Source organism: Tsukamurella serpentis (genome assembly GCF_054780975.1).
Genome location: NZ_BAAGVH010000007.1, coordinates 1 through 18,934, shown reverse-complemented (window position 1 = coordinate 18,934; position 18,934 = coordinate 1). Strand labels below are relative to the sequence as shown.

Sequence of the window (18,934 nt, the reverse complement as noted above, 5' to 3'; positions counted from 1 at the left end):
TAACGGTCACCGGCCGTCCTATCGCGGCGACGCGCACCGTCGCACGTGGAGAGCGCCGGCGTCGCGTTTGCCGGAGTACCGCCGCACAGCCCGGGCGGAGGAGGAGGATAATGGAGGAACCGTTACATGGAGATTCGAAGAGCGTTCACAAAAGAGCCGACCGACCAAGAGATTCGGGAGAAGCAAACACACATGAGTGCGCAGCAGCAGACCATCATCTACACGCTGACCGACGAGGCCCCACTACTGGCCACCGCGTCGTTCCTGCCGATCATCCGGGCCTTCGCGGGCCCCGCCGGGATCGACGTCGAGACCAGCGACATCTCGGTCGCGGCGCGCATTCTGGCGGCCTTCCCCGAGCGTCTGACCGACGAGCAGAAGGTTCCCGACAACCTCGCCTCGCTCGGTGAGCTCACCCTGGATCCGTCCGCCAACATCATCAAGCTCCCGAACATCAGCGCCTCGGTCCCGCAGCTCCTGGCGGCGATCAGTGAGCTCCAGGACAAGGGCTACGACATCCCGGACCTGCCCTCCGAGCCGAAGAACGACGAGGAGCGCGACATCGCCACGCGCTACTCGACCATTCTCGGCAGCGCGGTGAACCCGGTGCTGCGGCAGGGCAACTCCGACCGTCGTGCACCGCGCGCGGTCAAGGAGTACGCCCGCAAGAACCCGCACAGCATGGGCGAATGGTCGATGGCCTCGCGCAGCCACGTCGCGCACATGAAGCACGGCGACTTCTACCACGGTGAGCAGTCCGTGACCATCGACCGCGACCGCGACGTGCGGATGGAGCTGGTCACCGAGGACGGCCGTGCGCACGTGCTCAAGCCGAGCGTCACGCTGGGCGCAGGCGACGTCATGGACTCGATGTTCATGAGCAAGAAGGCGCTGCTCGAGTTCTACGAGGAGCAGATGCAGGACGCCTACGAGACCGGCGTGATGTTCTCGCTGCACGTCAAGGCCACCATGATGAAGGTCTCGCACCCCATCGTCTTCGGTCACGCGGTGAAGGTGTTCTACCGTGACGCCTTCGCCAAGCATCACGAGCTGTTCGACGAGCTCGGGGTGAACGTCAACAACGGTCTCGGCGATCTGTACGACAAGATCGCCACCCTCCCGGCGTCCAAGCACGAGGAGATCGTCAAGGACCTGCACGCCTGCCACGAGCACCGTCCGGAGCTGGCGATGGTCGACTCCGCCCGCGGCATCTCCAACTTCCACTCCCCGTCCGACGTGATCGTCGACGCCTCGATGCCCGCGATGATCCGCGCCGGCGGCAAGATGTACGGCGCCGACGGCCGCACCAAGGACACCAAGGCGGTGATGCCCGAGTCCACCTTCGCGCGCATCTACCAGGAGATCATCAACTTCTGTAAGACCAACGGCGCGTTCGATCCCCGCACCATGGGCACCGTCCCCAACGTGGGGCTGATGGCCCAGAAGGCCGAGGAGTACGGCTCCCACGACAAGACCTTCGAGGTACCCGAGGCCGGGACCGCGAACATCGTGGACAACGCCACCGGCGAGGTGCTGCTCTCCCAGCAGGTCGAGGAGGGCGACATCTGGCGGATGTGCACCGTCAAGGACGCCCCGATCCGGGATTGGGTGAAGCTCGCCGTCAACCGGGCCCGCAACTCCGGCACCCCGGTGCTGTTCTGGCTCGATCCGTACCGCCCGCACGAGAACGAGCTGATCAAGGCCGTCAAGGCCGAGCTGGAGAAGTACGACACCGAGGGCCTCGACATCCAGGTGATGTCGCAGGTGCGCGCCATGCGCTACACCCTCGAGCGGGCGATGCGCGGTCTCGACACCATCGCCGCGACCGGCAACATCCTGCGCGACTACCTCACCGACCTGTTCCCGATCCTGGAACTCGGAACCTCCGCGAAGATGCTCTCCATCGTCCCGCTGATGGCCGGTGGCGGCATGTACGAGACCGGCGCGGGCGGCAGCGCGCCCAAGCACGTCAAGCAGCTCATCGAGGAGAACCACCTGCGGTGGGACTCGCTCGGCGAGTTCCTGGCGCTGGCCGTCAGCTTCGAGGACCTCGGTCGCAAGAACGACAACCAGCACGCCAAGACGCTGGCGACCACTCTGGACGCCGCCACCGGCAAGCTGCTGGAGAACAACAAGGCTCCCTCGCGCAGCACCGGCGAGCTCGACAACCGCGGCAGCCAGTTCTACCTCGCGATGTACTGGGCGCAGGAACTGGCGAACCAGTCCGAGGACGCCGAACTCGCGGCGACGTTCGCGCCACTGGCGAAGTCGCTCGCCGAGCACGAGGAGACGATCGTCGAAGAACTGCGCACGGTCCAGGGAGAGCCGGCCGATATCGGCGGCTACTACTGGCCGGACCGCGAGAAGATGGCCGCAGTGATGCGTCCGAGCGCCACTTTCAACGCCGATCTGGACAGCATCACCGGCTGACCGGACCTCTCACCGCACCGGGCGGGCACTGTCGAGATCGGTTCGACGGTGCCCGCCCGTGTTCCGCGGGATGGCCAGCGAGCACAGCACCGCCAGCGCGCACACCGCGAGGCTGATCAGGATCGTCAGCTCGTAGGCCTGGGCGGACGGGGTCCGCACCGGGCCGTGCGCGGTCACCGTGACCACGCTCGCCCCGGTGAGCACCATCGCCACGACCGCCGTCGCCATCGAGGTCCCCACCGACCGCATGAGGGCGTTGACGCCGTTCGCCTCACCGGTCTGCGAGAGCGGCACCACCGACATGATCAACGCGGGCATCGCCGAGTAGGCGATGCCGAGACCGGCGCCCACCAGGGCACTCGCCCCGAGGACCCACTGCCAGGTGAGCGGCCACGGCCCGCCCAGAGCGGTCCACAGCACCAGGTAGCCGCAGCCGATCACCACCACGCCGACCGCCAGCGACACCCGTGCGCCACGCCGGTCGGTGATCCACGAACTGACATAGGAGAATCCGAACATCACCAGCCCGCTGGGCATGAGTACCAGGCTGGCCGGAATCATCGCCAGTCCCAGGCCCGACGGTGCCTGGACGGGTGCCATGAGCAATTGGATCGGCATCATCTGCATGGCGTAGAAGACGAAGCCAGTGGCCACCGAGGCGATGTTGGTCAGCAGGATCGGCCGACTGACCAGTGCGTCGACGTCGATCAGGGCATTGGGGGTGCGGCGCTCGTACCGCCACCACAGCACTGCGGACACGACGAACCCGGCGAACATCGCCAGCGTCAGCGGATCCGTCCAGCCCCATGCGGAGGCCTTCGACAGCGGCAACAGGATGAACACCAGTACCACCGTCAACCCCACCGTGCCGACCGCATCGAACCTGCCGCCGGCCTCGAACGGACCCTCCGGCACGATCCGCAGGATCGACACGGCACAGGCGACCGCCGCCGCCGCGCAGACCCAGAACAGCGCGTGCCAGCTCACGATCTGGGCGATGGTGGCCGCGAAGGGCAGTCCGAGAGCCCCGCCGACGCCGAGTGAGGCACTCATCGCGCCCACCGCTCCGCCGAGGTGCCGGGCCGGGACGATGTCGCGCAGGATGCTGATTCCCACCGCGATCGCACCGATCCCGAGCCCCTGCAGCCCCCGGCCGATCAGGAACGGCGGGAGCGAACTCGACAGAGCGCACACCGTGGAACCCGCGGCCACGGCGGCCATGTTGCTCACCAGGATCCGTCGCTTGCCGAACATGTCACCGAGGCGGCCCGCGATCGGAGTCCCCACGGCTCCGACCAGCAAGGTGATCGTCAGCGCCCAGGACGAGTTGCTCGGTGTGCTCGCGAGCAGCGCGGGCAGATCCGGGATCAGCGGCACGATGATGGTCTGCATCAGGGCGACGACGATCCCGGCGGCGCACAGGACCGCCACGGCGAGGCGGGAGTACGAGTCGGACACGGTCTCGGACACCAGCGGTCCTTCACGGTCGGCAGTGGGCTGATAGAAACTCTAACAATCCGGGGCCGGTACCGTTATCCGCATCGAAGCCGCAGCTGCGACGGACGGGAGGTGGAGGTGTTCCAGGCTCGTCCCGGTACAGGTGTGGCGATGGTCGGCGCTCGCGCGGTCCGGGTCACCGTCGACCCCGGACGAGTGGAGGCGCTACGGGCGCTCCTGGCGCACGAACCCCTACCGGGCCAGCGCGAGCTGATCGCCGGCGGTGATTCGGTGACCGTCCGCTTCGACCTGCCCGGTTCGGCCTCCGACGCGGCGCTGGCGCTGCGCGATCTCACGCCGCCGCCTCCAGCCGGCGCCGACGGCCCCCTGGTACCGATCGAGGTGGTCTACGACGGTGAGGATCTGGCGGCGGTCGCGCAGCACCTGGGCACCGATCCGGCCGGCGTGGTGCGGATGCACACCGAGCAGCACTGGTACGTCGGCTTCGTCGGATTCGCTCCCGGTTTCGCGTACCTGCGCCCGGATCGTCCCGGCCCACCGGTTCCGCGCCGTGCGACTCCGCGGGTGCGGGTACCACCCGGATCAGTCGCACTGGCGGGGGAGTTCAGCGCCGTCTACCCGCGGACCTCGCCCGGTGGCTGGCAGCTGATCGGCCGTACCGACACCGAACTGTGGGACCTCGACCGTGACCCGCCTGCACTGCTCGGCCCCGGCAGCCGGGTGCGTTTCACTGCGGTGCGCGAACGCATCACCGTCGCGGGCGAACCGGCGCCGGCACCCGCATCGCGTCCCCTGACGGCCGCGCCGCCGCAGTCACCGGCGGTCCGGGCGGAGCTGGGCCTGCAGATCGCCGATCCGGGACTGCGGTCGCTGATCGAGGACTCGGGCCGGCCCGGCCTGGCGGCGCAGGGCGTCACCCGTTCGGGTGCGGCGGACCGGTCCGCACTGCTGAGGGCGAACCGGCTGGTGGGCAATCCCACGGGCGCGGCGGGAATCGAGAGTCTCGCCGGCGGAATCGAACTCATCGCGCGCGGAGATCAGGTACTGGCGGTCACCGGTGCACGGGCACCTCTCGTTCTCGAGAGTCCCGACGGCCGGTGGCGCGAGATCGAGCCCGATACGCCGTTCGCACTGCTCGACGGTGACCATCTGATCGTCGGGAGTCCCACCGCGGGTCTGCGGACGGTGGTCGCGGTCCGCGGTGGCATCGACGGCCCCGTCGTACTCGGAAGCCGTAGCAGCGATACGCTCGCCCGCCTCGGTCCGCCCGCGTTGCAGACCGGGGACGTACTGCCGGTCGGGCCGGCGCCGCGCGGCGCGGTCGGCGCCCCTGAGCCTGCACCGCCGCTACCCGATGGGTCCGAGTGCACCGTCGATGTTGTCCGAGGACCCGACCTCGGCCTCCTCCCGGACGACAGTTGGCGGCGGCTGCTCGAGACCGCGTGGACGGTCTCACCCGACAGCGACCGGGTGGGGGTGCGGCTGACCGGACCCCCGCTCGCCGGCTACCCGGGTGAGGTGCTCAGCCGTGCACTGATCCCGGGCGCGGTGCAATTGCCGCCGTCCGGGCAGCCGATCGTCTTCGGTGTCGACCACCCGACGACCGGTGGTTATCCGCTGATCGGGGTGATCGCCGAGCACCATCTCGATCTACTCGCGCAGGTCCCGATAGGGACGGTCGTGCGGTTGCGGGAGGTGAGCGAGGGCGGAGCGGTCAGCGCGTGACCGACCCCTGCCCGACCGGGCAACCGGTGGGGAAGGTGCCCATCTGTTCCACCGTGAAGCCGCGCGGGTAGGTCTTGATCCGCGGCATGTCGTAGACGTGCTGGGGTTCGCGCCGCGCTGGCATCTTCGCGACCACCGCGGCCCGCAGTTTCAGCGCGGACACGGCGAGGAACCGCACGACCGGGCTCGGACGGCGGTAGTGGAAGGCGCGCAGCAGCGGCTCGTCCATCACCGCACGGCTGAACAGGTCGAGCAGCGGTGCCAGCGGCGGGGGGTAGAAGGACGCCAGCAGTTCCCTGGTGGCATCGGCCACCATCCGGCCGCCCTGGTCGTAGGCGAAGTACCGGCTCTCGTAGTCGTCCATCAGGGTCGCGAAACCCAGGTAGTCCTGCGGGATCGCGCGGATGCCCATGTGCTTGCCCAGTTCTCGGTAGTACAGCACCGATGCGCGCAGTTCCGGCGCCGTCAGCTTCCGCCAGCCGTAGCAGTCGATCCACCGCTTCGGCACCACGACGAAGGTTGACAGCACGTACAGCATGTCGTCGTTGGAGATGTCGTAGGAGCGGTGCATCTGGTTGATCCGCCGGACCGCGGCCCGCCCCTCCGGGTGATCGAGCCCGTTGAGCAGGGGGACCTCCAACAGGAGTGCGGTGTCGTCGTATCGCTTCTGGGGCCGCTGCTCGAACTCCCCGGTGCGGTGCAGCAGGCCGCCGATGCTGGGCACCGCGTAGGTGCGGAACAGCGCGAAGCTCAGTGCCTGGTTGAAGTCCCACGGGAAGTCCAGTGTGGTCAGATCGCGGTAGATCCGCAGGTAGTCCACCTCCGGGTCGAGGTTCGTGTTCCTCGGTGCCTTCGCCATCGGTCCTCCTAAGTGAGTCAGTGTTCACTGTAGGGCGGGTAGATGGAGATGTGCAACGGGTCACACCAGTGCGCCGTCGCGGACCTCCACCACCCGGTCCGCCGCGGTCGTTTGCGACCGGTCGTGCGTGACCAGCACCGTCGCCGTCGCCTGCTGGTGCGTCAGACGGGTGATCAGGTCGATGATCGCCGCACCGCGTTCATGGTCGAGCGAACTGGTGGGCTCGTCCACCAGCAGCACCGTCGGCTCGTTCATCAGTGCGCGCGCGATGTTCACCCGCTGTCGCTGACCGCCGGAGAGCTGGTGCGGGCGGCGCTGAGCCAGCGCGCCCAGCCCGACGGTGTCGAGCAGTTCCATCGCCCGGCTGCGGGCGTTGCGCGGCTTGTGACCCCGGATCTGCGCCATCACCTCCAGCTGCTCCACAGCGGTGAGCGAGGCCAGCAGGTTCGCCTGCTGGAAGACGATGCCGATGTGGCCGCGCCGCAGCTCCGCGAGCTCCCCGCGGGTCATGCCGGCGGTGGCGATGCCGTCGATGCTGACGGTGCCGTGATCGGGCCGTATCAGGGTGGCCGCGACCGCGAGCAGGCTCGACTTGCCGGAGCCCGACGGTCCGACGACGGCGGTCAGCGTGCCCGCGGGAGCTTCCAGACGGACGTTGTCGAGGGCGGTCAGGCGGCCGTCACCGTCCGGGTAGGTGAGGGTGACATCGGTCAGAGTGAGGGTCATCGTGCGCTCCCGAGTGCGGTCAGAGGGTCGACGGAGGTGATGCGGCGGATCGACAGCGCCGCGCCGAGCGCGCCGAGCGCGATCATCACCGCGGCGGGCAGGATCAGGGTCGACGGTGTCAGCAGGAACGGCACCGACGTCCCGCTGACCAGCGCGCCCGCTGCGGTGGCCAGTGCGGTCCCGAGCAGGGTGCCGCCGATCAACAGCACCAGCGCCTGCCCCAGGGCGTCGATGAGCAGGCTCGCCGTCGATGCGCCGAGCGCCTTCAGAATGGCGATGTCGTCGCTGCGCTGGATGGTCCACACGGTGAAGAAGGCTCCGATCACGAGCGCGGAGATCGCGAACAGGAAGCCACGCATGAGCTGCAGGGACCCGTTCTCAGAGGTGTACGAGCCGATCGCCGAGAGCGACTGCTTCGGGGTGGCGGTCGTGGTGCCGGCCGACCGGTTCGTCGCGGCGAGATCGGCGTCGGAGCTGACGTTCAGGGCGATCACCGTGGCCGTGGGGCCACCGTCGCCCGACGGTGGCGCGATCGACCGCCATGCGCTCAGGGACGTCCAGATCACCGGGGTGTGACTGAACGAGGCGTCCCCCGAGACGGCTGCGACGTCGAAATCCTGACCGGCGATGGTGACTCGCCGGCCCGGCGTCACGTCGAGATCCTCGGCGGCCTGGGTGGAGAGCACCACCGCCGAGTCGGAGATGGTGTCGCTGCGCGGTGCCAGTGCACTACCGGGCTCGACTCCGAAGGCGGAGATACCCGCGCTGCGGTCGCCGGCCTCGGCCTTGGTGGTGGTGATCCCCAAGGGCTGTGCGTTCGTGACGCCGCGGGCCTGCGACCACGCCTTCCACTGCGTCTCGGTGACGGTGGAGTTGGAGAAGGAGAGGTCCTGTCCGCCGGACGGTGCCTGGAAGGCCAGCTGATCGGCGGGCAGGCCCTCGATCGCCGAGATGTTCTGCTGACTCAGTCCACCGGTCAGACCGGACAGCAACCCCACCAGCAGGGTGATCAGGACGACGACCGAACCCATCAGGGCGAATCGTCCCTTCGCGAATCTGAGATCCCGCAATGCCACGAACACGGTGTGTGCCTGTCCTTCCCGGCGTTCCATCAGTACCGGTCCACTGTGCGTCGCGGCTCAGCGCGTGCGCGTCGTGCGCAGGGAATGACTTGGCGCGCCGAACGGGGTGCGCCGGTTTCCAACTTTCGATGCAGGGAACCCGCCCGCTGCGGCCGTATCGTGGAGGCACTGTGAACGAGCACTCGGCCGTGTCCACCCCGGCTCCGCGGGTTCTGCGGTGGTGCGTGCATCTGCTGGTGGCCGCACTGCTGGCGCTCGCGGCGACCCGGGCAGTGGTCGATGCGCGAGCGGCGGCGGGGTGGATCGTGGCCGCCGCGGTGGTGTTCGGCTTCGTGTACGCGGTCGGGGGAGCGTCCGCGGGGGAGCGTGGGTCCCGGCGTGCTACGGCGACGTGGCTCGGGGCGCTCGCCGCTGCGTGGCTGCTGCTGCTGGCGCTGACGCCCGACGCGGTGTGGCTGGCCTTCGGCCTCCAATTGCTGCAACTGCACCTGCTCTCGCGCCGCACCGGTGTGGTGGCCGTGGGGCTGACGATGATCGCCGCGATCGCCGGTTTCGCAGCCCACCAGCAGTCGTTCGGTCCCGCCATGGCGATCGGGCCGGCGCTGGGAGCGGCGGTCGCCGTGGCGGTGGTGTGGGGGTATCAGGAGCTCTATCGGGAGAGTGAACAGCGGCGCAGGCTGATCGACGAGCTCACCACCACCCGGGCGGATCTCGCTGCGGCGCAGCACACCGCCGGGGTGCTTGCCGAACGCGACCGCCTGGCACGGGAGATCCACGATACGCTGGCGCAGGGCCTGTCCAGCATCCAGTTGCTCCTGCACGCCGCAGAACGAGCCCTTCCCGGTGCTCCGGAGACCGCGACGGACCACATCGCGGCGGCCCGCCAGGCGGCCGGTGACAACCTCGACGAGGCCCGACGGTTCGTGGCCGCCCTCGCTCCGCCGGCGCTCGACGGTACGACGTTGGCCGGTGCGCTCGAACGGTTGTGCCGCACCACCGGCGTGCGGCACCGCCTGACCGCGCGGTTCAGTCTCCGAGGCGAACCGATCGGCCTGGCCACGGCGCAGGAGGTGGCGCTGTTGCGGGTCGCCCAGTCGGCGCTGTCGAACACCGTTCAGTACGCGTACGCCGAGAACGTGGCAGTGGTTCTTCGCTACGGCGCCGACGACGTCGCGTTGTCGGTGACCGACGACGGCATCGGATTCGACGCTGCGGCGGTGCCCGGACCGGGCCCAGGAACCGGGGGGTTCGGTATACCCGCGATGTACGCCCGCGCCCACGATCTCGGCGGAGAACTCACCGTCGAGACCGCTCCGGGTGACGGTACCGCCGTGACCCTGCGCCTGCCGCTGACCGAGGGGACCGCATGACCGACACCCCGATCCGCCTGCTGATCGCCGACGATCACCCGATCGTCCGGGCCGGGCTGCGTGCGGTCCTGCAGACCGAACCGGACATCGAGGTCCGCGCCGAGGCGGCGACCGCGGAAGCGGCCGTCGAACGCGCCGCGGACGGCGATCTCGATGTGATCCTGATGGATCTGCAGTTCGGGCCGGGGATGGGCGGCGCCGAGGCGACTGCACTGATCACCGGGCGGCCGAGCGCTCCCCGGGTGCTGATCGTGACCACCTACGATTCCGACGCCGATACGCTACCCGCGATCGAAGCCGGCGCCACCGGCTACCTCCTGAAAGACGCTCCGCCCGAGGACTTGGTGGCCGCGATCCGCACTGCTGCGGCCGGCCGCACCACCCTGGCTCCGGCGGTCGCCGATCGGTTGGTGAGCCGGCTTCGGGTACCGGGTACCGCGCTCACCCGCCGCGAGTCGGAGGTGCTCACACTGGTGGCCGACGGGCTCTCCAACCTCGCTGTGGCACAGCGGTTGCACCTGACCGAGGGCACGGTGAAGTCGCACCTGGTCCGGATCTACGCGAAGCTCGGTGTCGAATCCCGGACCGCGGCGGTCGCCAGCGCGATCGATCAGGGGATCATTCGTCGTTGACGTCCGATCTGGTCAGGCGTTGACCGGCCGGGATTCGAGCGCCTCGTACAGGTGCGGCTTTGCGTGGCGTCCCGGTTGCGGTGAGAGCAACAGAGCGCAGTCGTCCGGTGCGGTGGCCGCAGCGGCATCCCGGCAGTCCTCGTCGAGCTCGAAATCACCGTAACGCCACAGGAACAGGTCGATGTTCAGGAGCTTGACCACGGCTGCGACCAAGCCCAGCACTACCAGGATCGCGCACACGTGCCACTGCACGGATCCGGCCACCGCGCCCACGGCTGCGAGCAGAACCAGGATGCACAGGGCTGCGGTCGCGGCGCTGCTCGCGACGGTGGTCCGGATCCGGCGGCGATCCGAGTTCTCGACGCGGTCCCACCGGGTGGGGGAGCGTGCGATGAACTCGGCCAGGGCGCGGGCGAATGTGAGCTTGAGGTACAGATCGTAGATCAGTTCTGGAATCACCGTGCACGCCAGGAGCACGGCTTTCGGTCCACCCCGGCGGACCGTCCAGATGCGTTCGGCGACAGCGAGCAGGCCCAGCCAGAACCATACCCAGGACCACGGGAAGGCTCCGGTGGTCAGGGTCGCGCCGAGCAGGATCAGGAGGAAGAACGGGACGAACGCGACGGCCACATTGATCGCGATCTGCTTCGCGAGGTAGGGAAGGATCACCCGGTTCGGGAAGTAGCGGTGCAGGTCCTGCAGTGCGCCTCGCTGCCATCGGAGGCGCTGCAGGTGCAGATCGTGCCAGGAGGGCATCACCTCGGTCTCCAGAGTGCACTCCCGTGGCGAGGCGCACGCGTATCCACGGTCCTTGATCGCCAGGGTCAGCTCGTTGTCCTCAGTCAGTGACGTGCTCAGGTAGGTCGAGACACCGTCGGGACGTCGGGCGGCGACCGCACGCAGCGCTTCGACGCGGAAGACTCCGCCGGTCCCGGTGATCACGTCGGCGCGGGCGTGCCGGCGGGAGATGTCCTGCGCGTGCCGCCAGTATTCGTTGTGCTGGAACTGTTCGATCAGGGAACGGGGCTCGTCGATGCCCAGGAAGACCGCGCCCACGGCGCCGACGCGCAGCCCGTTCGACGTGGGGTTGGACATTCGGTGCAGGGCGTGTTCGAGGAACTTCGGGTGCAGGCGGGTGTCCGCGTCGACCACGGTGACCAGGTCATCGGGGTCGAGGCCGGGGAGCAGTGACGCCAGGGCCTGGTTCAGGGCGCCGGCCTTGCGATCGGTGTTGTCGCTGACCCGGAAGACCTCTACGCCGTGGCCGAGGGCGATCGCCTCGGTGCGGTCGGTGCAGCGGTCCGCGCCCACGATGATCCGGGTGAACTCAACGCTCTGGGCGATCATCGCGTCGAGGGCTGTGCTGATCTTGTGCTCTTCGTTGTGCGCCGGTACCAGGGCGACGCATTGAACTGTTGTTGCTGGTTGCGGCATGAGGGGGCTTCCTCGTCGATGCAGAGGATCTGCAGTACAGACACCTCCAGATTTGGTATTGCAATAGCATAAGGTGATTGCACACTGCACGCGACTTGGGTGGGTGTAATCGTCGACACAGGCGGGGCCGAGGTGGGGCTGCGTGCTGCCGCCGCCGACGGGGTTGCGCGCGCCGACGGCACGGTTGCGCGCGGGATCGACAGATGACAATATCGATGCATGTCGAAATCAGGCTTGTTCACCGTGGTGACGGAGCAGTGTTCGCCGTTGGTCCGAGAGCCGTTGTCGCAGGGGCAGTGCTCCGACCTCGCGGCGCTGTTCAAGGCGCTCGCCGATCCTGTCCGGCTACGGCTGTTCAGTCTGGTGGCCAGTCGTGAGGGTGGTGAGGCGTGCGTGTGCGACATCTCCCCGTCGGTCGAAGTCACCCAGCCGACGATCTCGCACCACCTCAAGGTGCTCAAGGACGCCGGTCTGCTCGAATCCGAGCGCCGTGCATCGTGGGTGTACTACCGCGTCGTCCCCGGTGTCTTGTCCTCGCTCGCCGGGATCCTGGAGTCCGGCGAACCCGCCGCCGGTGCCGTCTCGGGGGAGGTGCGTTCGTGAGCAGCTCGGCGGCGACCGACGCGCCCGCGCCGATCGTCGGCAAGTTGTCCACCCTGGACCGGTTCCTACCGCTGTGGATCGGATTCGCGATGGCGGTCGGTCTGCTGCTGGGCCAGACGATTCCGGGGCTGGGTGGCGTTCTCGAGCAGATCCAGGTCGACGGTGTCTCCCTGCCGATCGCGGTGGGTCTGCTGATCATGATGTACCCGGTGCTGGCGAAGGTGCGCTACGACCGGCTCGCCACCGTCACCGGTGACCGAAAGCTGCTGCTCGGTTCGCTCGTGCTGAACTGGGTGCTCGGTCCGGCGCTGATGTTCGCGTTGGCCTGGGTGTTCCTGCCGGACCTTCCCGAGTACCGCACCGGCCTGATCATCGTGGGCCTGGCGCGCTGCATCGCGATGGTGATCATCTGGAACGACCTGGCCTGCGGCGACCGCGAGGCCGCCGCAGTGCTGGTCGCGCTGAACTCGGTGTTCCAGGTGGTCATGTTCGCCGTCTTGGGCTGGTTCTACCTGTCGATCCTGCCGGGCTGGCTCGGGTTCGAACAGACCACGATCAGCACGTCACCGTGGCAGATCGCCAAATCGGTGCTGATCTTCCTCGGCATCCCACTGCTCGCCGGTTATCTCTCCCGAAGGATCGGGGAGCGGACCAAGGGGAGGGGCTGGTACGAGGCGCGTTTCCTGCCCAAGGTCGGGCCGTGGGCGTTGTACGGCCTGTTGTTCACGATCGTCGTGCTGTTCGCTCTGCAGGGCGAGCAGATCGCCTCGCGGCCGTGGGACGTCGCCCGGATCGCGCTGCCGCTGCTGGTGTACTTCGCCGTGATGTGGGGTGGGGGCTACCTGCTCGGCGCGATGATGGGGCTCGGCTACGAACGCACCACGACGCTGGCGTTCACTGCGGCGGGGAACAACTTCGAGCTGGCGATCGCCGTCGCGATCGCGACCTACGGAGCCACCTCCGGGCAGGCTCTCGCCGGTGTCGTGGGGCCGTTGATCGAGGTTCCGGTGCTCGTCGCCCTGGTGTACGTCTCGCTGGCCCTGCGGCGACGCTTCCCGCTCACGCCGCCGTCCAGTACCGCGACTCCCACTGACCCGTCCAGGAGTGTGAACTGATGCCCGACAACCGAACAGGCACGCCGAGCGTGCTTTTCGTGTGCGTGAAGAACGGCGGAAAGTCCCAGATGGCGGCCGCCTTGATGCGTCGTGCCGCCGGCGATGCGGTCACGGTGTATTCGGCCGGCACCAAGCCGGGGGCGGCGGTCAACGGCCTGTCGGCCGATTCGCTGGCCGAGATCGGTATCGACATCACTGCTGAGGTGCCCAAGCCGATCGATCCCGATGTACTCGCCGGCGTGGACCTGGTGGTGACTCTGGGGCGGGAGGCCGTCGTGGAACCGCCGGCCGGGGTTCGCCTGGTCAACTGGGACACCGACGAACCCTCCGAGCGCGGCATCGACGGAATCGAGCGGATGCGCCTGGTGCGCGACGACATCGATGCCCGCGTGGAGGAGCTCATGCAGGAGTTCACCACCGCTCCACGTAATGACATAATGTAGATTATCGGTAGCGCACACTGGGTGCGCCCGGGATCATCGCCAACTGGGTGTTCTGTCTATTCTCAATCTTTGTGACGCATCCTCAGGTGAGTTGACGCAGCCGTCCGGTCTCTCTCGACTTGTTGACGTATCCGGTGGGCGATTCTCAGATTGGTGACGTAGCCACCGGCGTGCCCGCGCGGCTGCGAGCGCCGTCTGATCTATGTTCGGTACATGCAGGCGCTGCCGGCCCGGACTTCTCCAGTTGGGTGCGCGCCTGGCGCAACCCACGATTCTGTCACAGTGACGTATTTGCAGACTGGCGGCGGTTCTTCTGTCTGCACTTCATTGACAAGTTTGGCGGATTCGGGCGCGTGCGGTTTGCAGCGTTTTCGACGCCCTCGGTCATACAAGGGGCAGCGGAACTTCACCGGTGAGTGGCTATCCATTACTAGTTGGCCGACGACCCGACATCCGCGCGGCTCACTATCGTCACCGCCGCCTGGAAGGGCGATTCGGTCGCCAAGCTACGGAGACCGCGTTCATCGCCGCCTCCCACATCATCACCGACTGGGCCGAAATGAACAACCTCATTCTTCCTACCTCTGAGGACCTCGACGCCTGCCCGGCTACCGGCGTCGCGTCACCTCGCGAAAAGTGGGCGACCCGCGCCAGCGCGCATCGGTACCCCTCGACGGTGGAACTCACGGCGTTGTTCGTCGACCCGACCTGGACGGAACAAGCTCTCTCCGCACGGTCCTGGGACCAGCTGCGCCCAACCTTCGCACATTTGGTCAGCGCCCGCTATCAACCTGAGGGAATGCGCGATCCGCTACAGCGCTGGCGTAGCGACGTCCGCGATCAGCGTCTGCTGCTGGCCCGCTGAGCGCCATGGTACTTGGGGGTGTTTTCGGTGGGTGTTCGGACCAGAGATCTGCTGCCGTTCGGCACCTCCACGTACATGCCCGGGGCACGTCGGGCATCAACCCGCAGTGTCGCGCGAACGAAACAAGCGAAGACTTGTCAGTGCAGGGCCGTAGAATAGTTACATGGATGTGGTTCCTCGAAATGCCGCCGATCTCGGAGCCGAGATGCCGTCGCTCGGACAGGTACATGTGCCCAAAGAACAACTGGACTCAGCGACGAGAACCGCGTCAAGCAACCCGTCCATCGACCGCTTCCAGATACTTGCCCTCGATGGTGGCGGGGCAAAAGCACTGTTCACCGCTCACGTTCTCGCACGGTTGGAACAGGATCTCGAAATAAGCATCAGAGACTCGTTCGACTTGATCGCCGGGACATCCGCGGGCGGGATTGTGGCGCTCGCGCTCGGTGCTGGCGTCACTCCGAGTGAGATTGTCGGACATTACGAAGAGTTGGTCAAGACAGTCTTCCCAGCAGCCCGGCGGCGAGTATGGCGGCGGCCTCGCCAACTCGCTGCGCCCGTCTACGACGCGGACGCGCTTCGAGCCGCGCTGACGGAGGTGCTCGGAGACAAGCTGCTCGGCGACAGTACCAAGCCCCTAATAGTCCCTGCTTGGGACGTGCAAAGGGGTGCCGTGCATGTCTTTAAGACGCCGCACCACGCGCGGCTCACTAGGGATTGGCGCGTCCCAATGGTGGACGTTGGGATGGCGACCTCAGCGGCACCGGTCTATTTCCCGGCCGCGCAGGTCGATGGGCACCGCCTAATCGACGGTGGCGTGTGGGCGAACAACCCTTCCGTTGTCGCCATAGCCGAGGCCGTGAGCATGTTCGGAGCACCTTTGAGCGCGATCAGGGTGCTCAATGTGGGCACAATCGACCAGGTCACGAACCACCCGAAGCGCCTCGACCGCGGCGGGCTGCTGAACTGGGCGAGGCCGATCGCGCCGCTCATCCTCGACGCCGGAAGCCGTGGCGGACAGGGCATCGCCGAACACCTGATCGGCAAGGCGGCGTACACCAGATTCGATGCCAGAGTTCCTGGCGATCTGTACTCGCTCGATTCTGCGGACCCGAGCGATGTCGCCGGACTCGCCGCGTCGGCTAGCCGTGAACTTGGCCCCGTGTACACCGCGCGGTTCGAGGGTCATCGCGCGGCCGAGTACACATCGTTGTTCGGAGGTCGACGCAGCGGCGACCCGACAGGCATTTCGATCACGGAGGTCCCCTAATGAAACTCACTGACTACTTCAATGCCCTACTCAAGGACACCGTCAACCTCGGCCAAGTAAAGCTGGACTTGCTCGACTCTCGCGTAGATGCCGTCTACGGGGTGTTGAAGGCAGATGAGCAGATTGGCCCGCTCATCATCGGCAAGACCCCCCAGGGATCCTGGGCACATAAGACCATCATCAATCCTGTCGGCGGCAACGAGTTCGACGCGGACTTCATGCTCGACATGAGGGAGAACGCGGACTGGTCCGACAACCCGAAGAAGTACATAGAGGAGGTCTACGCGGCGCTGCACCGCCACGGCACCTATGGAAGCATGCCCCACTCCCGCAAGTGCCGCTGCGTTCGACTCGTGTACGCGAACTCCATGCACCTCGACATCGTGCCGCACCTCAACCTCGCCGATGGTCGCGAAGTCATCGTCAACCGCGACGACAACGTCTGGGAGCGGACCGACCCTCAGGGCTTCACGGACTGGATGAAAGACAAGGATGCGCTTGCGAACGGCAACCTCCGCAAGGTCATCCGGCTGATGAAGTACCTGCGTGACCACAAGAACTCCTTCACCGGGACACGGTCGATCCTCCTGACGACACTGCTCGGCGAGCAGGTCACCGAGCTGCGGACGTTGCTCGACCCCGGCTACTACAGCGACGTCCCGACCGCCCTCCTGCACATCGTGCAGGACCTCGACGCCTGGCTTCAGGCGCGCCCGATCAAGCCCTCCGTTCCAGACCCGTCCGGTTCCGGGGTTACCTTCGACCATCGATGGGAACAGTCGACCTACAGCTACTTCCGAGACCGCATCCATGTCCACGCCGCCGAAATCGAAAATGCGTACGAGGAGGAGAACAAGGAGCGCAGTATTGCTCTGTGGCAGGGCATCTTCGGTGACGTTTTCAAGGCGCCGGAGATCGCATCCAGTCGGGCGAAATTCCCGGCAGCAGTTTCTGCGACCACCTCCAGCGTGGGGCGGTCTGGCCGTGCGGGATGAGTCGTCGTAATCGGGCTACGCTCTCGGCCTGGCAGACGCATCTCGTAGACGAGCTGAAGTCACTCGCCAGGGCGCGCCCGAACGACGTGCGGATAGTCGAGCGGCCTCGGCTCGACCCTGACGGTGACGTTACACTACGAATTCGACTGCACACCAAGGATATTCGCCACTCCCCCGGAGGGCTAGAACTTGGCGATGACGAGGAATTCATCGTCAAGATTCGCCCCTCGCCGTTCTTTCCCCCCAGCGCCGAAGTCGACCACACCCGCTTCCTCGGGTTCCCGCACGTCCTCCAAGGGCAGCGTCTCTGCACCTACCTCGACCCGTCCCGTGAATGGCGCCCGGCCGCCGGAATGACGGGGTTCCTCAGTCGACTGTGGGACTGGCTCACTGATGCCGCCGGCGGAGCATTCGATCCGTCCACGGCGATGTACCACGCTGTGGGTGGCGTCCTTCACCGTGCCGACGGCACGCCCACCATCGTCGTCCGCGAATCAGGGCCGCCAAAGCAGCACCAGATCGCCCGACTCGTCGCTCGCTCACTGCACCGTTACGACCTCAGCTACTCGGCAGGAGACGACGGACTTCGCACACCCGTCATCGTGCTCGAGAGCGACCTTCCTTTCGGCGCCGCGTCCACCTTCGCACTGTTCCTGAGGCTCCTGGACGACCCTCACATGGTTCGCCGCGAAGGACGATCACTACAGGTCGCATCACAGTCGGCTGCGTTCCTTACCTCGCTTCTCGCCAGCGCTCAGCGAAACGCCGGCGGCACTGAGCAGTACTTTGTACTTGCCGTGCCCCATCCTGCGGGGGGAGCACATCATCTTCTCGGCGGACGTCTCCCCGCAACTACCGCAGATGTCCTCCGGCTCCTAGCCAAGAAGCACGGCACCGCGGTCAACCTCGATCCCGCGAAGATCAACGCCGACATCCCCATCGAATGGTGCAATGTGTCCGACGAACGGCAAGAAGTCACTACCCGGCGCGACGACAACCGGCCCGTCAACAGCTTCCAAGGAAAGACCGTCCACATCTGGGGCTGCGGCGGACTGGGATCATGGCTGGCCGAGTTCATCGCACGCGCCGGAGCCAACACCATTACCATCTGCGATCCCGGCACCATCACCGGTGGACTCCTCGTCCGACAGAACTTCACCGAAGCCGACATCGGCCAGTCAAAGGCCGACGCCCTCGCCACACGCCTCCGCGCCATCCGCGACGACCTGACTGTCGTCGTAGCAGACGGAATCGTCCCCGATCCCTCCATCTCACTCTCCTCAGACCTCATCATCGACGCCACCGTCAGCCACAGCGTCACCACACATCTAGACGCACTCGCCCGCGAAGCCCGCAAAGGACTCATTGCCCAGGTCGCCACCGACGCTAGAACGGGAACGCTCGGCATCGCGAACATCTGGGCGCCAGGTGCCCCCTGCGTACCGTCCGAGCTAGACAACCAGGCAGGACGCTCAGTATTGGCCGATGGCGGACTGGAGCTGTATCACGCGTTCTGGGAGGACGCAGGCGAAGGCGACGAACTGGTCCCCACCAGAGGATGCTCCGTACCTACGTTCCACGGTTCAGCCGCAGACCTTGCGGCGATCGCCGCGATGCTCGTCAACATGATCGGACTGCATCTCCAGCATGCGGAACGCCCCATCTCGGGAACGCATCTCATCGCCCTTCCGTTCGTGCCTGCTGGTCCACGGCATCGCTTCCTTCCTGTGGTGACCGACAGTCACACGTGACTTAGGCGGCAGTGTTCGATCGTCCTAGCTCTGGCGCGCAGCCTCGGGCGTGGGGCCTTTTCAAAGGACGAGGGTGGATGTGCGTGAGCCGCAGAGCCAACGGTCGATCGAGCGGAGCTTGACCCGGTTTCCCGGACAGTTGACGTGACGGCTTCAGGCTACCGATGAGGCGGCCT

The 18,934-nt window shown here is 66.9% G+C and carries 16 protein-coding genes; 11 read left to right on the top strand and 5 right to left on the bottom strand.

What is annotated here, in order from left to right:
- The first annotated feature begins 192 nt into the window (after window positions 1–192).
- On the top strand, window positions 193–2,430 hold the full coding sequence (locus ACYVHG_RS14045; RefSeq protein WP_461168095.1) for an NADP-dependent isocitrate dehydrogenase: 2,238 nt from the start codon (window positions 193–195) through the stop codon (window positions 2,428–2,430).
- Window positions 2,431–2,439: 9 nt separating this feature from the next.
- Here the strand turns inward: ACYVHG_RS14045 and ACYVHG_RS14040 are convergent, their stop codons facing one another.
- The gene (locus tag ACYVHG_RS14040) at window positions 2,440–3,900 is read right to left on the bottom strand and encodes an MFS transporter (RefSeq protein ID WP_461168094.1); all 1,461 of its coding nucleotides are present in this window, start codon (window positions 3,898–3,900) and stop codon (window positions 2,440–2,442) included.
- 99 nt (window positions 3,901–3,999) lie between these two features.
- Between ACYVHG_RS14040 and ACYVHG_RS14035 the strand changes: the two genes are divergently transcribed.
- On the top strand, window positions 4,000–5,613 hold the full coding sequence (locus ACYVHG_RS14035; RefSeq protein WP_461168093.1) for a 5-oxoprolinase subunit B/C family protein: 1,614 nt from the start codon (window positions 4,000–4,002) through the stop codon (window positions 5,611–5,613).
- Here the strand turns inward: ACYVHG_RS14035 and ACYVHG_RS14030 are convergent.
- The 3 genes from ACYVHG_RS14030 to ACYVHG_RS14020 are packed head-to-tail and all read right to left on the bottom strand — an operon-like array spanning window position 5,603 to window position 8,229.
- A complete protein-coding gene (locus ACYVHG_RS14030) occupies window positions 5,603–6,472 on the bottom strand; it encodes an oxygenase MpaB family protein (RefSeq protein ID WP_461168092.1) in 870 nt (289 codons plus the stop codon). The two genes, ACYVHG_RS14035 and ACYVHG_RS14030, sit on opposite strands and share 11 nt — an antisense overlap.
- 60 nt (window positions 6,473–6,532) lie before the next feature.
- Window positions 6,533–7,198 carry an ABC transporter ATP-binding protein gene (locus tag ACYVHG_RS14025; protein WP_461168091.1) on the bottom strand — a complete coding sequence of 222 codons (666 nt, stop codon included), beginning with the start codon at window positions 7,196–7,198 and terminating at the stop codon, window positions 6,533–6,535.
- The gene (locus tag ACYVHG_RS14020) at window positions 7,195–8,229 is read right to left on the bottom strand and encodes an ABC transporter permease (protein ID WP_461168090.1); all 1,035 of its coding nucleotides are present in this window, start codon (window positions 8,227–8,229) and stop codon (window positions 7,195–7,197) included. Before ACYVHG_RS14020 ends, ACYVHG_RS14025 begins: the two co-directional genes overlap by 4 nt.
- Before the next feature lie 221 nt (window positions 8,230–8,450).
- Here ACYVHG_RS14020 and ACYVHG_RS14015 point away from each other — a divergent pair, with 221 nt between their 5' ends.
- Window positions 8,451–9,650, top strand: a complete 1,200-nt coding sequence (locus tag ACYVHG_RS14015; protein ID WP_461168089.1) for a sensor histidine kinase — start codon at window positions 8,451–8,453, stop codon at window positions 9,648–9,650.
- Window positions 9,647–10,282: a response regulator gene (locus ACYVHG_RS14010; RefSeq protein ID WP_461168088.1), complete on the top strand. Its 636-nt coding sequence runs from the start codon at window positions 9,647–9,649 to the stop codon at window positions 10,280–10,282. The genes ACYVHG_RS14015 and ACYVHG_RS14010 overlap by 4 nt, the downstream gene beginning before the upstream one ends.
- A gap of 12 nt (window positions 10,283–10,294) precedes the next feature.
- On the opposite strand, the gene ACYVHG_RS14005 is transcribed toward ACYVHG_RS14010, so the two are convergent.
- Window positions 10,295–11,716 carry a glycosyltransferase family 2 protein gene (locus tag ACYVHG_RS14005; RefSeq protein ID WP_461168087.1) on the bottom strand — a complete coding sequence of 474 codons (1,422 nt, stop codon included), beginning with the start codon at window positions 11,714–11,716 and terminating at the stop codon, window positions 10,295–10,297.
- 219 nt (window positions 11,717–11,935) lie between these two features.
- On the opposite strand from ACYVHG_RS14005, the gene ACYVHG_RS14000 reads away from it, so the two are divergent.
- From ACYVHG_RS14000 to ACYVHG_RS13970, 7 genes are all read left to right on the top strand, one after another.
- Entirely contained in the window at window positions 11,936–12,319 is a 384-nt protein-coding gene (locus ACYVHG_RS14000; RefSeq protein WP_461168086.1) for an ArsR/SmtB family transcription factor, read from the top strand.
- Window positions 12,316–13,434: an ACR3 family arsenite efflux transporter gene (gene arsB / locus ACYVHG_RS13995; protein WP_461168085.1), complete on the top strand. Its 1,119-nt coding sequence runs from the start codon at window positions 12,316–12,318 to the stop codon at window positions 13,432–13,434. Before ACYVHG_RS14000 ends, arsB begins: the two co-directional genes overlap by 4 nt.
- On the top strand, window positions 13,434–13,877 hold the full coding sequence (locus ACYVHG_RS13990; protein WP_461168084.1) for an arsenate-mycothiol transferase ArsC: 444 nt from the start codon (window positions 13,434–13,436) through the stop codon (window positions 13,875–13,877). The genes arsB and ACYVHG_RS13990 overlap by 1 nt, the downstream gene beginning before the upstream one ends.
- Window positions 13,878–14,289: 412 nt before the next feature.
- Window positions 14,290–14,742, top strand: a complete 453-nt coding sequence (locus tag ACYVHG_RS13985) for a hypothetical protein (protein WP_461168083.1) — start codon at window positions 14,290–14,292, stop codon at window positions 14,740–14,742.
- A gap of 163 nt (window positions 14,743–14,905) precedes the next feature.
- The gene (locus ACYVHG_RS13980; RefSeq protein WP_461168082.1) at window positions 14,906–16,012 is read left to right on the top strand and encodes a CBASS cGAMP-activated phospholipase; all 1,107 of its coding nucleotides are present in this window, start codon (window positions 14,906–14,908) and stop codon (window positions 16,010–16,012) included.
- Entirely contained in the window at window positions 16,012–17,007 is a 996-nt protein-coding gene (locus ACYVHG_RS13975) for an SMODS domain-containing nucleotidyltransferase (protein ID WP_461168081.1), read from the top strand. Before ACYVHG_RS13980 ends, ACYVHG_RS13975 begins: the two co-directional genes overlap by 1 nt.
- Complete coding sequence (locus tag ACYVHG_RS13970; RefSeq protein WP_461168080.1) at window positions 17,004–18,758, top strand: ThiF family adenylyltransferase; 1,755 nt, start codon at window positions 17,004–17,006, stop codon at window positions 18,756–18,758. Before ACYVHG_RS13975 ends, ACYVHG_RS13970 begins: the two co-directional genes overlap by 4 nt.
- The last annotated feature ends 176 nt before the right edge of the window (window positions 18,759–18,934 follow it).

Bases quoted from the DNA above. Each gene is read 5' to 3' on its own strand.
- ACYVHG_RS14025 (WP_461168091.1), bottom strand. From the start codon at position 7,198: ATGACCCTCACTCTGACCGATGTCACCCTCACCTACCCGGACGGTGAC.
- ACYVHG_RS14020 (WP_461168090.1), bottom strand. From the start codon at position 8,229: ATGGGTTCGGTCGTCGTCCTGATCACCCTGCTGGTGGGGTTGCTGTCC.
- ACYVHG_RS13975 (WP_461168081.1), top strand. From the start codon at position 16,012: ATGAAACTCACTGACTACTTCAATGCCCTACTCAAGGACACCGTCAAC.
- ACYVHG_RS14010 (WP_461168088.1), top strand. From the start codon at position 9,647: ATGACCGACACCCCGATCCGCCTGCTGATCGCCGACGATCACCCGATC.
- ACYVHG_RS14000 (WP_461168086.1), top strand. From the start codon at position 11,936: ATGTCGAAATCAGGCTTGTTCACCGTGGTGACGGAGCAGTGTTCGCCG.
- ACYVHG_RS13980 (WP_461168082.1), top strand. From the start codon at position 14,906: ATGGATGTGGTTCCTCGAAATGCCGCCGATCTCGGAGCCGAGATGCCG.
- ACYVHG_RS13990 (WP_461168084.1), top strand. From the start codon at position 13,434: ATGCCCGACAACCGAACAGGCACGCCGAGCGTGCTTTTCGTGTGCGTG.
- ACYVHG_RS13970 (WP_461168080.1), top strand. From the start codon at position 17,004: ATGAGTCGTCGTAATCGGGCTACGCTCTCGGCCTGGCAGACGCATCTC.
- ACYVHG_RS14005 (WP_461168087.1), bottom strand. From the start codon at position 11,716: ATGCCGCAACCAGCAACAACAGTTCAATGCGTCGCCCTGGTACCGGCG.
- ACYVHG_RS14045 (WP_461168095.1), top strand. From the start codon at position 193: ATGAGTGCGCAGCAGCAGACCATCATCTACACGCTGACCGACGAGGCC.
- ACYVHG_RS14030 (WP_461168092.1), bottom strand. From the start codon at position 6,472: ATGGCGAAGGCACCGAGGAACACGAACCTCGACCCGGAGGTGGACTAC.